Origin of the sequence: Micromonospora sp. NBC_01405 (assembly GCF_045040155.1) — a bacterium.
In the GTDB taxonomy this organism is placed as follows: Bacteria; Actinomycetota; Actinomycetes; order Mycobacteriales; family Micromonosporaceae; genus Micromonospora.
Genome location: NZ_CP109532.1, coordinates 5,728,751 through 5,744,876 on the forward strand (window position 1 = coordinate 5,728,751; position 16,126 = coordinate 5,744,876).

Below are 16,126 nucleotides of genomic sequence, written 5' to 3' on the forward strand. Positions count from 1 at the left end.
GGTCACGCCGGCACCGCCCCGAACCGCTCCACAGGAATCCTCGCGTACACCCGGTAGCCACCGCCCGGGCGGGCCCCGGTGCGCAGCGTCCCACCGTAGAGGCCGACCCGCTCCCGCATGCCCACCACGCCGTGCCCGATCCGGTCCGGGGCCGGCCCCGGACCTCGGCCGGTGTCGGTCACCTCGACGGCCAGGAACGCCGCGCCGAAGGTCAGCCGGACCACCGCGGTGGCGTCCCCGGCATGCTTGAGCGCGTTGGTCAGCGCCTCCTGCACGATCCGGTAGACGGTCAGCGCCACCCCCTCCTCCAGCAGCCCGGGGGTGCCCTCGGTGCGCAGCGTCACCGGCAGGCCGGCCTCGCGCACCTGCTCCACCAGGGCCTCGATGCCGGCCAGGCCGGGCTGCGGGGCCAGGTCGGCGGCCGGTTCGGCGTCGGTGCGCAGCACGTCGAGCAGCCGGCGCATCTCCCGCAGGGTCGCCCGGCTGGTGTCCTCGATCGTGGCGATGGCCTCGTCGGCGGCGTCCGGGTCCCGGCGCAGCACCCGCCGGGCGCCGGTGGCCAGCACGCCCATCACGCTCACGTGGTGCGCCACCACGTCGTGCAACTCCCGGGCGATGCGGCGCCGCTCGTCGGCGACGGCCTGCTCGGCCAGGGACCGCTGGTTCTGCTCGGCGGAGCGGGCCCGCTCCCGCAGCGCCTCCGTCGAGGTGCGCCGGGCCTGCACCGCCCGCCCCACCGCGTACGCCACCACGGCGGTGAGCACGTTGTTGAGCACCAGGTACGCCGGGCCGACCCCGAGCGCCGCGTCGTCGGCGGGGGTGAGGACGTTGACCGCCGCCACCGGCAGCCACAGCACGACCGTGGCCGCCGCGGCGGTCCGCACCGGCCGGTGCGCCGCCATCGTGTAGGTGAGCACCACGAAGGTGAGGCTCTGCGTGGCGGGGGCGGGCCCGAGCAACGCCGGCAGGGTGAGGGTGGCCACGGCGGCGGCCACCGCCGGCCACGGGGCGACCCGGCGCAGCGCCACCGGAGCGGCGCACAGCACGCTCCAGCCGACCGCGACGGGCAACGGGCCGAGCTGGAACTCCTGCGGGGAGAGCAGGACGAACACGACGTCCACCAGCACCACGGCGACGGCGGACAGCGCGTCGGCGGCGAGCGGGTGGCGGCGCAGCAACGCCCTCGGCCCTCCGGTCATACCGGAACGCTAGCCGCCACCCCGCGCGATCGATCGTCGCCAGCGGTGAACCCCGTCTCCTCCTCAGGGAGGAGGCTCACTCGTCCGCCCCGGGCGGGGCCGGCCGGGACCGGGCGTCGACCAGCGGATTCGCGCTGCCGGCGGCGGCCGGGAACGGCGGCGGTGTGCCGCCGAAGCTCGGGCACAGCGCCTGGTGGTTGCACCAGTCGCAGAGCCGACTCGGACGGGGCCGGAAATCCTGCCGGGCGGTGGCCGTCTCGATCGCCTGCCACAGCGCCACCACGGTCCGCTCGAAGCGCAGCAACTCGTCGGCGTCGGGGGCGTAGTCGCAGACCTCGGCGTCCTTGAGGTAGAGCAGCCGCAGCACCCGGGGCACCACGCCGCGGGTGCGCCACAGCACCAGCGCGTAGAACTTGAGCTGGAACAGCGCCCGGGCCTCGAACGCCTCCCGGGGGGCGCCGCCGGTCTTGTAGTCGACCACCCGCAGCGCCCCGTCCGGGGCCACGTCCAGCCGGTCGAGGTAGCCCCGGATCAGCAGCTCGTCGTCGACCACCGCGGAGATCAGCGCCTCCCGCTCGGCCGGCTCCAGCCGGCGTGGGTCCTCCACCGCGAAGTAGCCCTCCAGCAGCCCCGCCGCCGCGCGCAGGAACTCGGCCGTGCCGGCCGGGTCGTCGGCGTCGAACAGGCCGGCCAGCTCCGGCTGCTCGGTGACCAGCCGGTCCCACTGCGGGCCCACCAGGTCGCCGGCCGCCTCCGGGGTGCGCCCGGCCGCCGGCAGGTCGAACAGCCGCTCCAGCACCGCGTGCACCAGCGTGCCCCGGGCCTGCTCCACGCTGGGCCGCTCGGGCAGCCGGTCGATGCTGCGGAACCGGTAGAGCAGCGGGCAGGTCTTGAAGTCGGCCGCCCGCGACGGCGACAGTGACGCCCGGACCGTGGCCGGCACCTCCGCCGTGGCCGGCATCCCCGCCGTGGCCCGCGCCTGCTGCTGGTCGATCACCGGTTCCGCCGTCATGTCCGGAAGGTTAGGCCACCGGTCCGACATGCCCGTCCCCGCCGCTCCGAGCGGTGGGCGTCGGCGGCGGGTACGTAGCATCGGGACGATGGAGCAGCAGACGACCCGGCCGCGGCGGCGGCCACAGCGATCCGCCGGATTCACCGTCGGCCGGGTGTTCGGGGTGCCGCTGCACCTCAACGGGTCGATGCTGCTGCTGACCCTGCTCGTCACCGTCATGTACGCCGAGTTCGCCCGCAGCCAGCTCGACCTGTCCCAGCTCGGCGGCTACCTCATCGGCTTCGGGTTCGTCGTGTCACTGCTCGGGTCGGTGCTGCTGCACGAGCTGGGCCACGCCCTGACCGCCCGCCATTACGGCATCGGTGTGCGGGGGATCACCCTGGAACTGCTCGGCGGGTACACCGAGATGGACCGCGACGCCCCCAGCCCCCGGGTGGACCTGTTGGTGTCGCTGGCCGGCCCGGCGGTCTCCGCGGTGCTCGGCGCCGCCGCCGTGGCCGCCACCCTGGCCCTGCCCGACGGCACCCTGGCCAACCAGCTCGCCTTCCAGCTCGCGGTGAGCAACGTCATCGTCGCCGTGTTCAACCTGCTGCCCGGCCTGCCGCTGGACGGCGGCCGGGCGCTGCGCGCCGCCGTGTGGGCGCTGACCCGGGACCGGCACACCGGCACCGAGGTCGCCGGCTGGGTCGGCCGGGCCGTCGCCGTCGGCACCGCCGTGCTGGTCGTCGTCCTCGCGGTGAACCGGCTGCTGGTGCCGCTGGCGCTGCCGCTGATGCTGCTGGTCGCGTTCACCCTGTGGCGCGGTGCGGGGCAGTCCGTGCGGTTGGCCCGGATCAGCCGCCGGTTCCCGCTGATCGACCTGCGCCGGCTGGCCCGCCCGGTCTTCCCGGTGCCCACCGGCACCCCGCTGGCCGAGGCGCAGCGCCGCCGCGCCGAGGGCCCCCGGCCCGACGCGGCCCTCGTCGTCACCGACGCCACCGGCCGGCCGGTGGCCCTGCTCGACCCGGTCGCCACCGCCGCGGTGCCGCCGGAGCGTCAGCCGTGGATCGCCGTCGACGCGGTGTCCCGCTCCCTGGCCACCCTGCCCGCCCTGCCGGTCGGCCTGGACGGCGAAGCGGTGATGGAGGCCGTGCAGACCCACCCGGGCGCGCAGTACGTCGTGACGGCAGGCGAAGATGTCGTCGGCGTTCTGCACATCGCGGATCTGGCGCAGCTCCTGGAACCCAAACGGAAGATGAACACGTGACCGCACATCCCTCCGCCCTGCCGGCCGACCCCGGCACACCGGTGCCCGCCGACCCCCCGGCGCCGCCGCCCGTGCCGATGACTCCAAGTCCCGGCGCGGCGTCGGACGCGCCGACCAGGAGCCACCGCAGGGGGCCGTTCCGCCCCGGCGACCGGGTGCAGCTGACCGACCAGAAGGGGCGGATGCACACGGTCACCCTGGAGCACGGCAAGGCGTTCCACACCCACCGGGGCATCCTGGACCACGACACCCTGATCGGGCTCCCCGATGGCAGCGTCGTGACCACCTCCGGCGGCGGGACCGCGTTCCTCGCCCTGCGCCCGCTGCTGTCGGACTACGTGCTGTCCATGCCGCGCGGCGCCCAGGTGATCTACCCGAAGGACTCGGCGCAGATCGTCGCCATGGGCGACATCTTCCCCGGCGCGAAGGTGCTGGAGGCCGGCGCCGGCTCCGGGGCGCTGAGCTGCTCGCTGCTGCGGGCCGTCGGCACCACCGGCGAGCTGCATTCCTACGAGGTACGCGACGACTTCGCCCAGATCGCCCGGCGCAACGTCGAGGCGTTCTTCGACGGCCCGCACCCGGCGTGGCGCCTGCACGTCGGCGACGTGGCCGGGTGCGCCGAGACCGGCTTCGACCGGATCATCCTGGACATGTTGACGCCGTGGGAGACCCTCGACATGGTCGAGCGGGCGCTGCTGCCCGGCGGCGTGTTCATCGGGTACGTGGCCACCACCCCGCAGTTGTCCGAGCTGGTGGAGGCGCTGCGCGAGCGCGGCGGCTGGACCGAGCCGCGGGCCTGGGAGTCGCTGGTGCGCGACTGGCACGCCGAGGGCCTGGCCGTGCGCCCCGACCACCGGATGATCGCGCACACCGCGTTCCTGGTCTCCGCCCGCAAGCTCGCCCCGGGGGTGACCGCCCCGCCTCGGCGGCGCAAACCCAGTAAGGGCGCCGAGGCGTACGCCGAGCGGCGGCAGGTGCTGCGGGAGGCCGAAGCGGCCCGGCAGGCCGCTGTGGCCTCGGCCGCCGAGGCGCCTCCCGAGGCCACGGAGGAGCGGGACACGCCGTGACCAGCCAGCGAAACGGTCGGGTGTGAGCGGACGGGCGACCGGGCCGGGCGGGGCGCGACCCGCCGGCCCGGCCCGGCCGGCGGGAGGCGGCATGGGCGAGTGGACGGGCCGGCCCGGCGCGGGCCGGTGCGGCGACGGCGACGAACGGGGGGAGGCGTCGTGAGTCAGCCCGGCTTCGGCGGTCAGGACGTGCCGGCGGTCTTCCCCGACTGGTCGCCGTACACCGATCTGGAATCGGCGGCCCGGGCCTATCTGCGGGATCCGGACGTCGCCCTGGAGGCCCTCGGCGGGGTGCTGCGCGGCGCGTCCGTGCTCGGCTTCACCCTGGAACGCTTCGTCAACGAGGTCAACGGGGTGTGGCAGGAGGTGGTGGTCTGCGACGGCAGCCGCCTCGTGCTGTGGCACGGCGAGGACGTGCCACCGGGCGAGGGGCCGCCCGGGGCGATGACCTCGTCGCTGCGGGTGGTGCCGGTGTCCACCGTCACCGAGGTGGGCTGCCGGCGGCGGCTCACCCGGGCCGACGACGGCGGGATCCGGGTCGACAGCATCGACGTCTACCTGCTGCTCACCTCGCTGGACGAGGCGCCGCCGGGCGACGAGGCAGCTGGCGCACCCAGGCACGACGCGCTGCGGTTCGGCAAGACTCTCGACGACGGCGGGGCGGGGCAGATCGCCCGGTTGGAGGAGTTCTCCCGGTTGGTCGCCTCGGTGGTCGGCCGTCCGGTGCTCTGAAGGCCCGGGTCGCCCCGGCCGGGGCGACCCGGCGCGGTCAGTCGTCCTCGGCCTCCGGGCCGGCGACCTCGACGCCGTCGCTGCCGCGCACCACGTGGATGCACTCGCCCGGGCACTCCTTCGCCGAGTCGATCACTTCCAGGCGCAGGTGTGCGGGCACGTCCACCCGGCTGGCCGGGGCCAGCTGGAGCTCGCCGTCGGGGCCCTTGACGTACGCCAGGCCGTCGACGTCGAACTCGAAGACCTCCGGCGCGTACTGCACGCACAGGCCGTCACCCGTGCAGAGGTCCTGATCCACCCAGACCTGCAACGTGTCGGTCGCGACCTCGGTCATCGGTGCTACCCCCCATGTTCTCCCGTCCCACGTCACGACGGTACCCGAACGTCCGGACCTGCCCCTGCGGCCACCCTGGCGATCAAGGTTCGGTGACGAGGGCGTTGCGTGGGACCGAATCGGCCTCATAGCGGCTAGTGTTAGGGCAGAACGTTCAAGCCCCCCGGGGAGGTGGGACGTGGCACGCAGCGACGACGCGGACTCGCGCGCCGCACGGTGGGAGAAGGAGGCCCACGATCTCTCCACGCAGGTCGCGTTCCTTCAAGAGGAACTCGCTCTGGTGCGGCGCAAGTTGACCGAAAGCCCCCGACACGTCCGGCAGCTCGAAGAGCGGCTGGCGGCCACCCAGGCACAGTTGGCGCGGCTGACCGAGAACAACGAACGGCTCGTCGGCACTCTCAAGGAGGCCCGGGCGCAGATCGTGACGCTCAAGGAGGAGATCGACCGCCTCGCGCAACCGCCGAGTGGCTACGGTGTCTTCCTGGCGGCGCACGAGGACGGCACGGTGGACGTGTTCACCGGGGGGCGCAAGCTCCGGGTCGCCGTCTCACCCTCGCTGGACGTCGCGGAATTGCGGCGTGGCCAGGAGGTCCTGCTCAACGACGCGCTCAATATCGTCGACGCGTTCGGCTTCGAGCGGGTCGGCGAGGTGGTGATGCTCAAGGAGATCCTCGCGGGTCCCGACGGCGCACCGGGCGACCGGGCGCTGGTGGTGTCCCACTCCGACGAGGAGCGGATCGTGCACCTCGCCGACACCCTGATCGGTTCGCCGATCCGGGCCGGTGACTCGCTCATGATCGAGCCCCGCTCGGCGTACGCGTACGAGCGGATCCCGAAGAGCGAGGTCGAGGAGCTGGTCCTGGAGGAGGTGCCCGACGTCGACTACACCGACATCGGCGGCCTCCAGTCACAGATCGAGCAGATCCGCGACGCGGTGGAGCTGCCCTTCCTGCACGCCGACCTGTTCCGCGAGCACCAGCTCCGCCCGCCCAAGGGGATCCTGCTCTACGGGCCGCCAGGCTGCGGCAAGACGCTCATCGCCAAGGCGGTGGCGAACTCCCTGGCCAAGAAGATCGCCGAGCGACTGGGTAAGGAGAGGCACACCAGCTTCTTCCTCAACATCAAGGGCCCGGAGCTGCTCAACAAGTACGTCGGCGAGACCGAGCGGCACATCCGGCTGATCTTCCAGCGCGCCAGGGAGAAGGCCGGCGAGGGCACCCCGGTGATCGTGTTCTTCGACGAGATGGACTCGATCTTCCGGACCCGTGGCTCCGGCGTCTCCTCGGACGTGGAGAACACCATCGTCCCCCAGTTGCTCAGCGAGATCGACGGCGTGGAGGGCCTGGAGAACGTCATCGTCATCGGCGCCTCCAACCGGGAGGACATGATCGACCCGGCCATCCTGCGCCCCGGCCGGCTCGACGTGAAGATCAAGATCGAGCGGCCGGACGCCGAGGCGGCCAAGGACATCTTCTCGAAGTACATCCTCGTCGGGCTGCCGCTGCACGGCGACGACCTGGCCGAGCACGGCGGCGATCCCCAGGCCACCGTCGCGGCGATGATCGACGCGGTCGTGCTGCGGATGTACTCCGAGACCGAGGACAACCGCTTCCTCGAGGTGACCTACGCCAACGGTGACAAGGAAGTCCTCTACTTCAAGGACTTCAACTCCGGCGCGATGATCCAGAACATCGTCGACCGGGGCAAGAAGATGGCCATCAAGGAGTTCCTCAGCTCCGGTCGCAAGGGCCTGCGCCTGCAGCACCTCCTCGACGCCTGCGTCGACGAGTTCCGGGAGAACGAGGACCTGCCCAACACCACCAACCCGGACGACTGGGCCCGGATCTCCGGCAAGAAGGGCGAGCGGATCGTCTACATCCGCACGCTCGTCTCCGGCGGAAAGGGCACGGAGGCCGGCCGGGCGATCGAGACCGCCAGCAACACCGGTCAGTACCTGTAGGCCGACCAGCACGCTGCGGGGCCCGCGACACCACTGTCGCGGGCCCCGTCGCGTCCCACTGCCCGGGACCGTCCTCGGGCGACACCCGACGTGGCCCGCCCGCCACACCCCCGCACCGCGCGACGCGGACTACGCTCGACATGACGGGGGACCGGGTCGGCGAGTGGAGCGGGTAGGTCGATGAGCGTAAGACGGATCATGGGCACCGAGGTCGAGTACGGCATCTCCGTGCCCGGCCAGGCAGGCGCCAACCCGATGATCACCTCGTCCCAGGTGGTCAACGCCTACGGGGCACGCCCCGAACTCAACCGGGGCGGCCGGGCGCGCTGGGACTACGAGGAGGAGTCGCCGCTGCGCGACGCCCGCGGCTTCACCTACTCCGGTGCCGCGTACGACCCCGCCGAGGCCCTCGCCGACGAGGACCTGGGACTGGCCAACGTGATACTCACCAACGGTGCCCGGCTCTACGTCGACCACGCCCACCCGGAGTACTCCACACCGGAGGTGACCAACCCCCTGGACGTGGTGCGGTGGGACAAGGCCGGGGAGCGGGTGATGGCCGAGGCGTCCCGCCGGGCGGCCACCATCCCGGGCACCCAGCCCATTCACCTGTACAAGAACAACACCGACAACAAGGGCGCCAGTTACGGCACCCACGAGAACTACCTGATGCGCCGGCAGACGCCGTTCTCCGACATCGTGGCGTACCTGACGCCGTTCTTCGTCACCCGGCAGATCGTCTGCGGTGCGGGCCGGGTCGGCATCGGCCAGGACGGCGGCGCCAGCGGCTTCCAGATCTCCCAGCGCGCCGACTTCTTCGAGGTCGAGGTCGGGCTGGAGACCACCCTCAAGCGGCCGATCATCAACACCCGGGACGAGCCGCACGCCGACGCCGACAAGTACCGCCGGCTGCACGTCATCATCGGCGACGCGAACCTGTCGGAGATCTCCACGTACCTGAAGGTCGGCACCACGGCCCTGATCCTCACCATGATCGAGGAGAAGGCGCTCGGGCCGGACCTGGGCATCGCCGACCCGGTCTCGGAGCTGCGCGCGGTCAGCCACGACCCGTCGCTGAATCACCGGATGCGGCTGCGCGACGGGCGCCGGCTGACCGCCCTGGACGTGCAGTGGGCGTACTTCGAGCGGGTGCGGTCCTTCGTGGACGACCGGTACGGCGCGGATGCCGACGCGCAGACCAACGACGTGCTGGACCGCTGGGAGAGCGTGTTGGACCGGCTCGGCCGCGACGCCTTCCTGTGCGCCGACGAGCTGGACTGGGTGGCGAAGCTGCGGCTGCTGGAGGGCTACCGGGAACGGGAGAAGCTCGGCTGGGGTGCGCACAAGCTCCAGTTGGTCGACCTGCAGTACTCCGACGTGCGGCCGGAGAAGGGGCTCTACCACCGGCTGGTGCAGCGCGGCTCGATGAAGACGCTGCTGACCGACGAGCAGACCCGTACCGCGATGACCGAGCCGCCGGAGGACACCCGGGCCTACTTCCGGGGCCGTTGCCTGGCGCAGTACGCCTCGGAGGTGGTGGCCGCGAGCTGGGACTCGGTCATCTTCGACGTGGGCCGGGAGTCGCTGGTGCGGGTGCCGATGATGGAGCCGGAGCGGGGCACCCGCGCGCACGTGGGCGCGCTGTTCGACCGGTGCGTCAGCGCCAAGGACCTGCTGGAGACGCTGACCGGCGGCTGACCCGCCGGAACAAAAGCCCGTCGCGCGCCGGAGAAGCCGGCGCGCGACGGGCTTTTCGTCATTCCCGCGAGGTAAGTTCATCGGAGACGATCGTGGAGGAGGCAGCAATGGCCACTCATGACAGCGGCGGGCAGTCGCAGTCGGGCAAGGCCCGGCAGGGCGAGGAGATCGAGGACGTCACCACCGAGGCGAACCCGGAGGTCGCCGAGCGGCACGCCGAGATCACCGAGGACGTCGACGACCTGCTCGACGAGATCGACTCCGTCCTGGAGGAGAACGCAGAGGAATTTGTCAGGGGCTATGTGCAGAAAGGAGGCGAATAGGGCATAGAGGGTAAATTCGGACATGCCGCTTCCCTTGGATGACCGGGACGGGCGGCGGCGTTGCCGCGACTGCGGAGAGTGGAAACCGCTCGACCAGTTCTGCGCCAACAGCCGGCGTCCTGACGGCCGTGGCAGTTACTGTAAGCCCTGCTTCAACCTGCGGTCGAAGGCGAGCTACGCCAGACGAGTGAGGGAGCAGCAGGGGCGGGAGGTTCGCCCGGTGCTCTCGACGCCAGAGGGCTACCGCTGCTGCCCGGCATGCGGGGAGACGAAGGTTCTTGAGAACTTCCCGCGCAACCGCGCCGCGCGCTCCGGCTACGGCCGATACTGCAAGCCTTGCCACAACGCCAAAGGCCAAGAGACGAAGCAGCGGCTCTACGGCGGCGCGAGGGAGTACCACCTGCGCAGGCGGTACGGGATCGGGCAGAAGGAGTTCGACGAGCTGCTCGCCGAGCAGGGCGGGGTCTGCGCGATCTGTGGCGGCGCGGACCCGCAACATCTGGACCACGACCATCGCACCGGATGGGTGCGCGGGATACTCTGCTTCAACTGCAACGGTGGTCTTGGCCAGTTCCGTGACAGTCCCACGAGGCTGGCCAGGGCGATCACGTACCTGAGAGGAACCACGTGGCAGCGGGCTTTGATCCATCCGGGCGTCTACCAGATGTGTTCACCAACGCGGGGACGTCCTCCTTCACCACATTCCTGAGCAGGGCCGCTCCCGAGATGCTGCCCGGCCGCCGGCCGCTGCCCCCGGGCATGGCCGCCGACCTGGCGCCGCACGCGACCACCATCGTGGCCATCTCGGCCGCCGGTGGCGTGGTGCTGGCCGGCGACCGCCGGGCCACCATGGGCAACCTGATCGCCCAGCGCGACATCGAGAAGGTGCACCCGGCCGACGCCTACTCGCTGGTCGGCATCGCGGGCACCGCGGGCATCGGCATCGAGCTGATGCGACTGTTCCAGGTGGAGCTTGAGCACTACGAGAAGATCGAGGGCGCGATGCTCTCGCTCGACGGCAAGGCCAACCGGCTGGCCTCCATGATCCGCGGCAACCTGGGCGCGGCCATGCAGGGCCTCGCGGTCATCCCGCTGTTCGCCGGCTTCGACCTGGCCGCGAGCGACCCGGCGCGGGCCGGCCGGATCTTCAGCTTCGACGTCACCGGTGGCCCCTACGAGGAGACCGGCTACGACGCGATCGGCTCCGGCTCGATCTTCGCCCGGTCCGCGCTGAAGAAGCGCTTCCGCGCCGGCCTGTCGATCGACGACGCGGCGCGGCTCGCGGTCGAGGCGCTCTACGACGCGGCCGACGACGACACGGCGACCGGCGGGCCGGACCTGACCCGTCGGATCTACCCGGTGGTGATGACCGCGACGGCGGAGGGCACCCACCGGCTCACCGACGCCGAGACGGCCGCCGTCGCCGAGGCCGTGGTCGCCGGCCGGATGGAGAACCCGGGCGGCTGAGCCCGCCCCCGCCCAGTCAGCAGTCGTCAGCACAGCGCCCAGAAGGAGAACCGCCGCCGTGGCCATGCAGTTCTACGCCTCGCCCGAGCAGATCATGCGCGACCGCTCCGAGCTGGCCCGCAAGGGCATCGCCAGGGGCCGCAGCGCGGTCGTGCTGAGCTACTCCGGCGGGGTGCTCTTCGTCGCGGAGAACCTCTCCAGCACCCTGCACAAGGTCAGCGAGATCTACGACCGGATCGGCTTCGCCGCCGTCGGCCGGTACAACGAGTTCGAGAACCTGCGCCGTGCCGGGGTCCGGATGGCCGACCTCAACGGCCTGAGCTACGACCGGCGGGACGTCACCGGCCTGGCGCTGGCCAACGCGTACGCGCAGACCCTCGGCGCCATCTTCACCGAGCAGTCGAAGCCGTTCGAGGTGGAGATCTGCGTGGCCGAGGTGGGCGCGACGCCGCAGGACGACGCCCTCTACCGGCTGACCTACGACGGTTCGGTCAACGACGAGCCGGGCCGGATGGCGATGGGCGGGCAGGCCGACGCGATCTCCGGTTCGCTCAAGTCGCAGCACCGTCCGGACATGTCGCTCGGCGAGGCGGTCCGGCTGGCCCTGGCGGCGCTGAGCAGCGTCGGCGGCGAGGGCGGCGCGGCCCGCACGATCGCGGCCAACCAGCTTGAGGTGGCGGTCCTGGACCGGGGCCGGGTGGGCCGGACGTTCCGGCGGATCACCGGGGCGGCCCTGACCACCCTGCTGGACGCGGACGCCGACGCGGCGAACGACTCGGCGTCGACCGAGGAGCGCCCGGAGCATCCGGCCACGCCGACCGAGGAGGCGAAGAAGCCGACCACCTCGGCCGGCTCGGCGGACCTGGAGGGTCAGCGGGCGGACGACACGCCCGAGGCGTAGCCCGCCCGTCCCGGCCGACGGCACCGTCACCCGACCGGCCGTCCCCTCAGGGGGACGGCCGGTCGCGTGTGTCCGGACACCACCCCAGCGGCCCGGACGTGTCGGCGGGGACCCATCCGCCCACCGACGCCCCGGCGGATGGCGGGCGGACCGGCGCCGTACACGCCGGGCGGTCGGGCTCCGGGGCGGTCAGCCCTGCCCATTCGGGGCCTGAGAGGGCTAATGTCACATCATGGAGCGGCGAATCTTCGGCCTCGAGACCGAGTACGGCGTCACCTGTACCTACCGCGGGCAGCGGCGGCTGTCCCCTGACGAGGTCGCGCGATACCTGTTCCGTCGGGTGGTGTCGTGGGGCAGGTCGAGCAACGTGTTCCTGCGCAACGGCGCCCGCCTCTACCTGGACGTCGGCTCCCACCCGGAGTACGCGACCCCGGAGTGCGACTCGGTGGTGGACCTGGTGGCCCACGACCGGGCGGGGGAGCGGATCCTGGAGGGGTTGCTCATCGACGCGGAGAAGCGGCTGCACGACGAGGGCATCGCCGGCGAGATCTACCTGTTCAAGAACAACACCGACTCGGCCGGGAACTCCTACGGCTGCCACGAGAACTACCTGGTCTCCCGGCACGGCGAGTTCGGCCGGCTGGCGGACGTGCTGATCCCGTTCCTGGTCACCCGGCAGTTGATCTGCGGCGCGGGCAAGGTGCTGCAGACGCCCCGCGGCGCGGTGTACTGCCTGTCCCAGCGCGCCGAGCACATCTGGGAGGGCGTGTCGTCGGCGACCACCCGGAGCCGGCCGATCATCAACACCCGCGACGAGCCGCACGCGGACGCGGAGCGGTACCGGCGGCTGCACGTCATCGTCGGCGACTCGAACATGAACGAGGTCACCACCCTGCTGAAGGTCGGCTCCGCGGACATCGTGCTGCGGATGATCGAGGCGGGGGTGGTGATGCGGGACCTGACGCTGGAGAACCCGATCCGGGCGATCCGCGAGGTGTCGCACGACATCACCGGCCGGCGTAAGGTGCGGCTGTCCTCCGGCAAGGAGGTCAGCGCCCTGGAGATCCAGCAGGAGTACCTGGCGAAGGCGACCGAGTTCGTGGAGCGACGCGGCGGGGACCAGACGGCCAAGCGGGTGGTGGAGCTGTGGGGCCGGGTGCTGAGCGCGGTGGAGACCGGTGACCTGGAGCCGGTGTCCCGGGAGATCGACTGGGTGTCGAAGCTGCGGCTGATCGAGCGGTACCAGCGCAAGCACGACCTGCCGCTGTCGCACCCCCGGGTGGCGCAGATGGACCTCGCATACCACGACGTGCGGCGCGGGCGGGGCCTGTACGGGCTGCTGGAGCGGCGCGGGGAGGTGGACCGGGTGGCCACGGACCCGGAGATCTTCGAGGCCAAGGAGACTCCTCCGCAGACCACCCGGGCCCGGCTGCGGGGCGAGTTCATCCGGCATGCGCAGGAGAAGCGGCGGGACTTCACCGTCGACTGGGTGCACCTGAAGCTCAACGACCAGGCGCAACGCACCGTGCTGTGCAAGGACCCGTTCCGGGCGTACGACGAGCGGGTGGAACGCCTGATCGCCAGCATGTGACCGGCCGGTCCTCCGTCCGCGGCGCTGGCCGCGGCGGGCGGGGGCCCGCCGGGTAGGCTGGCCCTGCCATGACGATGTCTGAACCTCCCGAGCGCGCTCGCGGCGCCGAGAAGCTGAACTGGGTCGAGCGCCGGCGCGAGAAGATCCGGGCCGAGGTCGAGCGCAACCGGCGCGGCGACTACAAGGTGCCGACCTGGGTGCTGGCGGTCGCGCTGGCGGTGATCGTCGGCGGCTGGCTGGCGCTGATCTTCCTGGTCTGAGGGCCCGCCTGGATTGACGGCCCGCCGCCCTGCCACCTCCGCCGCCCTGACGGTCCCGCCGTCCTGCCCAACCCTGACGGCCCTGCTGTCCTCGCGGCCTCAGCGGGCGAGTGCGGCGGCGTGCCGCCCGGCGGCGGCGGCGGCCAGGAAGTAGGCGTGGTCGGCGTCCAGGCCGCGGCCCATCGTGGACAGTGGCACGGCGCTGGCGCGCAGCGCGGCGTCGAGCCCCTCGGCGGGCACCCGGACGATCCGGTGCCGCCCGGCGAGCGGGGCCAGCGCGGCATCCACGTCCCGGGCCAGGTTCGGGGCCAGGCCGTCGGGCACGACCAGGTCCGCCGGGGCGAGCGCCACCCTGCCGTACGCGGTGAGGCTGTGGTGGGACACCCCCTGGTGCCGGGGGCGGGGATCGGCGTCGGAGATCCGCAGCGAGCCGACCGGCCACCCGCCGAGGGCGGCGATCGCGTTGACCGCCTCGCCGACGGCCACCCCCGAGTACCCCCACCGGGTGCCGGTGCCGAGGTTGCCGGGGCCCTGGGCGAGGATGACCACGTCGGCGGCGAGGACGTGCCGGGCGGCGAGCAGGCCGCTGTGCACGGTGGTGGCCTCCAGGTCGCCGCCGAACGCCTGCCCGACGCTGACCGTGCCGACAAGTTGGTCGCGCAGCCCGTCGAGGGTGCGGGAGAACCACGCCGGCAGCGCCCCGCCGTCGGTGAGCACGTATGCCACCCGGGCGTCGGGGGCGTCGGCGCGAACCCCGGCGAGGATCGCCGGCAGGGCGGAGTGCAGGTCGGCGGTGACCACCGGCAGCCCGGCGACGTCCTCGGCGGTTTCCAGCGCCGCCCGGTGCGGGCTGGCCTCCTCGTCGACGCCGAGCAGGATCGGTTGCAGCGGGGTGTAGCGGGCCTTGACCAGGTGCCCGGCGTCGCGGGTGTCGCCCGCCTCGGCCGGATCCGCCGGCAGCCGGTCGGGCAGCGCCACGACCAGCGCGTACCCGCCGGTGCCGAGGCCCATCAGCAGTGCGCCCGCGTTGAGCAGCACCCGGTCGCCGGGCACGGGCCGGCCGACCAGCTCCGGGTACGCCAGGGCCCGCATGGTGCCGCCGTCGGTCAGCTCGACGTCCAGCTCCACCGCGCCGGTCCACTCCCGCCGCAGCGCCGTCACGGTTCCCGCCCGCCATCGCACCATGCCCGGCACGCTAGCGGCCCCCGGGTGCGTGCCGCCACGGCGGGGTCAGCGGGGCGGGTCCTCCTGGGTGTGCCGGGCGCGGCGGGGTCAGCGGGGCGGGTCCTCCTGGGTGTGCCGGGCGCGGCGGGGTCAGCGGGGCGGGTCCTCCTGGGTGTGCCGGGCGCGGCGGTGCCGGGCCTCGGGGCGGGAGGGGGTGGGGTCGAGGAAGACGTAGCCGATCTCCGGGTAGCGGTCGATGAGGCGCCGCTCGGCCTCGTCGGCGGCGGCCTCGATGACGGCGCCGGTGGCCTCGTCCCGGAAGTCGACCTTCGCGGCGACCAGGATGTCGTCCGGGCCGAGCTGCATGGTGAGCAGGGTGTCGATGCGCTCGACGGCGGGCAGCCCGTTGAGCTCCTGCTCGATCTCCAGACGCAGCCGCTCGGGGATGGCCCGGCCGACCAGCAGGGAGATGTTGGCCTTGGCGAGGGTGACGGCCACGACCAGCAGGAGCACGCCGATGGCGATGGAGGCGAGACCGTCGTAGAGCTCGTCGCCGGTCCAGTGCGACAGGGTCAGGCCGGCTGCGGCCAGCAGCAGGCCGACGAGGGCGGCGCTGTCCTCCAGGAAGACGGCCTTGACGGTGGTGTCGGCGGTGAGCCGCAGGAACCGCCGGGGGGTGGTGCGCCAGCGCCGGGACTCGCGGCGGATCTGTCGCACCGCCCGGGCCAGGGAGATCGACTCGATGGCGAACGAGACCGCCAGCACGACGTACGAGACGAGGTAGTTGCCGCTGTGCTCGTGCACCAGGATGGTGGTGACGCCGTGGGTGATGGCGAAGCCCGCGCCGGCGACGAAGGTGAACAGCGCGGCGAGGAAGGCCCAGACGTAGCTCTCCTTGCCGTACCCGAAGGGGTGCCGGACGTCGGCGGGGCGCGCGCCCCGGCGCAGCGCCAGGTAGAGCAGCGCCTCGGTGGTGGTGTCGGCGACCGAGTGGGCGGCCTCGGAGAGCATGGCCGCGGAGCCGGAGATCAGGCCGGCCGCCAGCTTCGCCACGGCGATGGCGAGGTTCGCCGCGCCCGCCACCACCACGGTGCCGACACTCTCGGCCCTGACGTCCGCTTCCGACATGGGGTCACCATATGGCCGCGTCGAGGTCCTCGCCCGGAGACGGA

General features: G+C 72.6%; 16 protein-coding genes. 11 read left to right on the plus strand and 5 right to left on the minus strand.

The genetic code is table 11. From position 1 onward, the window contains the following. Positions 1-2: 2 nt before the first annotated feature. Together OG559_RS24800 and OG559_RS24805 are read right to left on the minus strand one after the other, a co-directional pair. A complete protein-coding gene (locus tag OG559_RS24800) occupies positions 3-1,199 on the minus strand; it encodes a sensor histidine kinase (protein ID WP_405107672.1) in 1,197 nt (398 codons plus the stop codon). 76 nt (positions 1,200-1,275) lie between these two features. Then, positions 1,276-2,211 (minus strand): RecB family exonuclease, encoded by a 936-nt coding sequence (locus OG559_RS24805; protein ID WP_405107675.1) that lies wholly within the window; start codon positions 2,209-2,211, stop codon positions 1,276-1,278. A gap of 154 nt (positions 2,212-2,365) precedes the next feature. Between OG559_RS24805 and OG559_RS24810 the strand changes: the two genes are divergently transcribed. The 3 genes from OG559_RS24810 to OG559_RS24820 all read left to right on the plus strand — a co-directional run bounded on the left by OG559_RS24810 (position 2,366) and on the right by OG559_RS24820 (position 5,256). Then, a complete protein-coding gene (locus tag OG559_RS24810) occupies positions 2,366-3,457 on the plus strand; it encodes a M50 family metallopeptidase (RefSeq protein WP_405116942.1) in 1,092 nt (363 codons plus the stop codon). Continuing rightward, a complete protein-coding gene (locus tag OG559_RS24815) occupies positions 3,454-4,524 on the plus strand; it encodes a tRNA (adenine-N1)-methyltransferase (protein WP_405107678.1) in 1,071 nt (356 codons plus the stop codon). Before OG559_RS24810 ends, OG559_RS24815 begins: the two co-directional genes overlap by 4 nt. Positions 4,525-4,683: 159 nt before the next feature. Then, positions 4,684-5,256 (plus strand): hypothetical protein, encoded by a 573-nt coding sequence (locus OG559_RS24820; RefSeq protein WP_405107680.1) that lies wholly within the window; start codon positions 4,684-4,686, stop codon positions 5,254-5,256. 37 nt (positions 5,257-5,293) lie between these two features. Here OG559_RS24820 and OG559_RS24825 read toward each other — a convergent pair whose 3' ends face one another. Next, entirely contained in the window at positions 5,294-5,590 is a 297-nt protein-coding gene (locus OG559_RS24825; RefSeq protein ID WP_405107682.1) for a ferredoxin, read from the minus strand. A 178-nt stretch (positions 5,591-5,768) separates the two neighbouring features. Here OG559_RS24825 and arc point away from each other — a divergent pair, with 178 nt between their 5' ends. From arc to OG559_RS24865, 8 genes are all read left to right on the plus strand, one after another. Next, positions 5,769-7,550, plus strand: coding sequence for a proteasome ATPase (gene arc, locus OG559_RS24830; protein WP_405107685.1), 1,782 nt, complete (start codon positions 5,769-5,771; stop codon positions 7,548-7,550). Between the two features lie 180 nt (positions 7,551-7,730). Continuing rightward, positions 7,731-9,248, plus strand: coding sequence for a depupylase/deamidase Dop (dop, locus tag OG559_RS24835; protein ID WP_396672956.1), 1,518 nt, complete (start codon positions 7,731-7,733; stop codon positions 9,246-9,248). Between the two features lie 107 nt (positions 9,249-9,355). Beyond that, the gene (locus OG559_RS24840) at positions 9,356-9,571 is read left to right on the plus strand and encodes a ubiquitin-like protein Pup (RefSeq protein WP_117667512.1); all 216 of its coding nucleotides are present in this window, start codon (positions 9,356-9,358) and stop codon (positions 9,569-9,571) included. Between the two features lie 187 nt (positions 9,572-9,758). After that, the gene (locus tag OG559_RS24845) at positions 9,759-10,280 is read left to right on the plus strand and encodes an endonuclease VII domain-containing protein (RefSeq protein WP_405107689.1); all 522 of its coding nucleotides are present in this window, start codon (positions 9,759-9,761) and stop codon (positions 10,278-10,280) included. After that, entirely contained in the window at positions 10,199-11,038 is an 840-nt protein-coding gene (gene prcB, locus OG559_RS24850) for a proteasome subunit beta (RefSeq protein ID WP_387018101.1), read from the plus strand. The genes OG559_RS24845 and prcB overlap by 82 nt, the downstream gene beginning before the upstream one ends. Positions 11,039-11,096: 58 nt before the next feature. Continuing rightward, positions 11,097-11,939 (plus strand): proteasome subunit alpha, encoded by an 843-nt coding sequence (prcA, locus tag OG559_RS24855; RefSeq protein WP_405107692.1) that lies wholly within the window; start codon positions 11,097-11,099, stop codon positions 11,937-11,939. Between the two features lie 232 nt (positions 11,940-12,171). Next, positions 12,172-13,530 carry a Pup--protein ligase gene (gene pafA / locus OG559_RS24860; protein WP_396672954.1) on the plus strand — a complete coding sequence of 453 codons (1,359 nt, stop codon included), beginning with the start codon at positions 12,172-12,174 and terminating at the stop codon, positions 13,528-13,530. Between the two features lie 68 nt (positions 13,531-13,598). Further along, positions 13,599-13,790, plus strand: a complete 192-nt coding sequence (locus tag OG559_RS24865; protein ID WP_405107696.1) for a hypothetical protein — start codon at positions 13,599-13,601, stop codon at positions 13,788-13,790. 99 nt (positions 13,791-13,889) lie between these two features. Here the strand turns inward: OG559_RS24865 and OG559_RS24870 are convergent, their stop codons facing one another. Together OG559_RS24870 and OG559_RS24875 are read right to left on the minus strand one after the other, a co-directional pair. Beyond that, the gene (locus tag OG559_RS24870; protein ID WP_405107699.1) at positions 13,890-14,975 is read right to left on the minus strand and encodes a DUF3866 family protein; all 1,086 of its coding nucleotides are present in this window, start codon (positions 14,973-14,975) and stop codon (positions 13,890-13,892) included. 129 nt (positions 14,976-15,104) lie between these two features. Further along, entirely contained in the window at positions 15,105-16,082 is a 978-nt protein-coding gene (locus OG559_RS24875; RefSeq protein WP_405107702.1) for a cation diffusion facilitator family transporter, read from the minus strand. Positions 16,083-16,126 lie beyond the last annotated feature (44 nt).

Bases quoted from the DNA above. Each gene is read 5' to 3' on its own strand.
- OG559_RS24800 (WP_405107672.1), bottom strand. From the start codon at position 1,199: ATGACCGGAGGGCCGAGGGCGTTGCTGCGCCGCCACCCGCTCGCCGCC.
- OG559_RS24805 (WP_405107675.1), bottom strand. From the start codon at position 2,211: ATGACGGCGGAACCGGTGATCGACCAGCAGCAGGCGCGGGCCACGGCG.
- OG559_RS24825 (WP_405107682.1), bottom strand. From the start codon at position 5,590: ATGACCGAGGTCGCGACCGACACGTTGCAGGTCTGGGTGGATCAGGAC.
- dop (WP_396672956.1), top strand. From the start codon at position 7,731: ATGAGCGTAAGACGGATCATGGGCACCGAGGTCGAGTACGGCATCTCC.
- OG559_RS24840 (WP_117667512.1), top strand. From the start codon at position 9,356: ATGGCCACTCATGACAGCGGCGGGCAGTCGCAGTCGGGCAAGGCCCGG.
- pafA (WP_396672954.1), top strand. From the start codon at position 12,172: ATGGAGCGGCGAATCTTCGGCCTCGAGACCGAGTACGGCGTCACCTGT.
- OG559_RS24865 (WP_405107696.1), top strand. From the start codon at position 13,599: ATGACGATGTCTGAACCTCCCGAGCGCGCTCGCGGCGCCGAGAAGCTG.
- OG559_RS24870 (WP_405107699.1), bottom strand. From the start codon at position 14,975: ATGGTGCGATGGCGGGCGGGAACCGTGACGGCGCTGCGGCGGGAGTGG.
- OG559_RS24875 (WP_405107702.1), bottom strand. From the start codon at position 16,082: ATGTCGGAAGCGGACGTCAGGGCCGAGAGTGTCGGCACCGTGGTGGTG.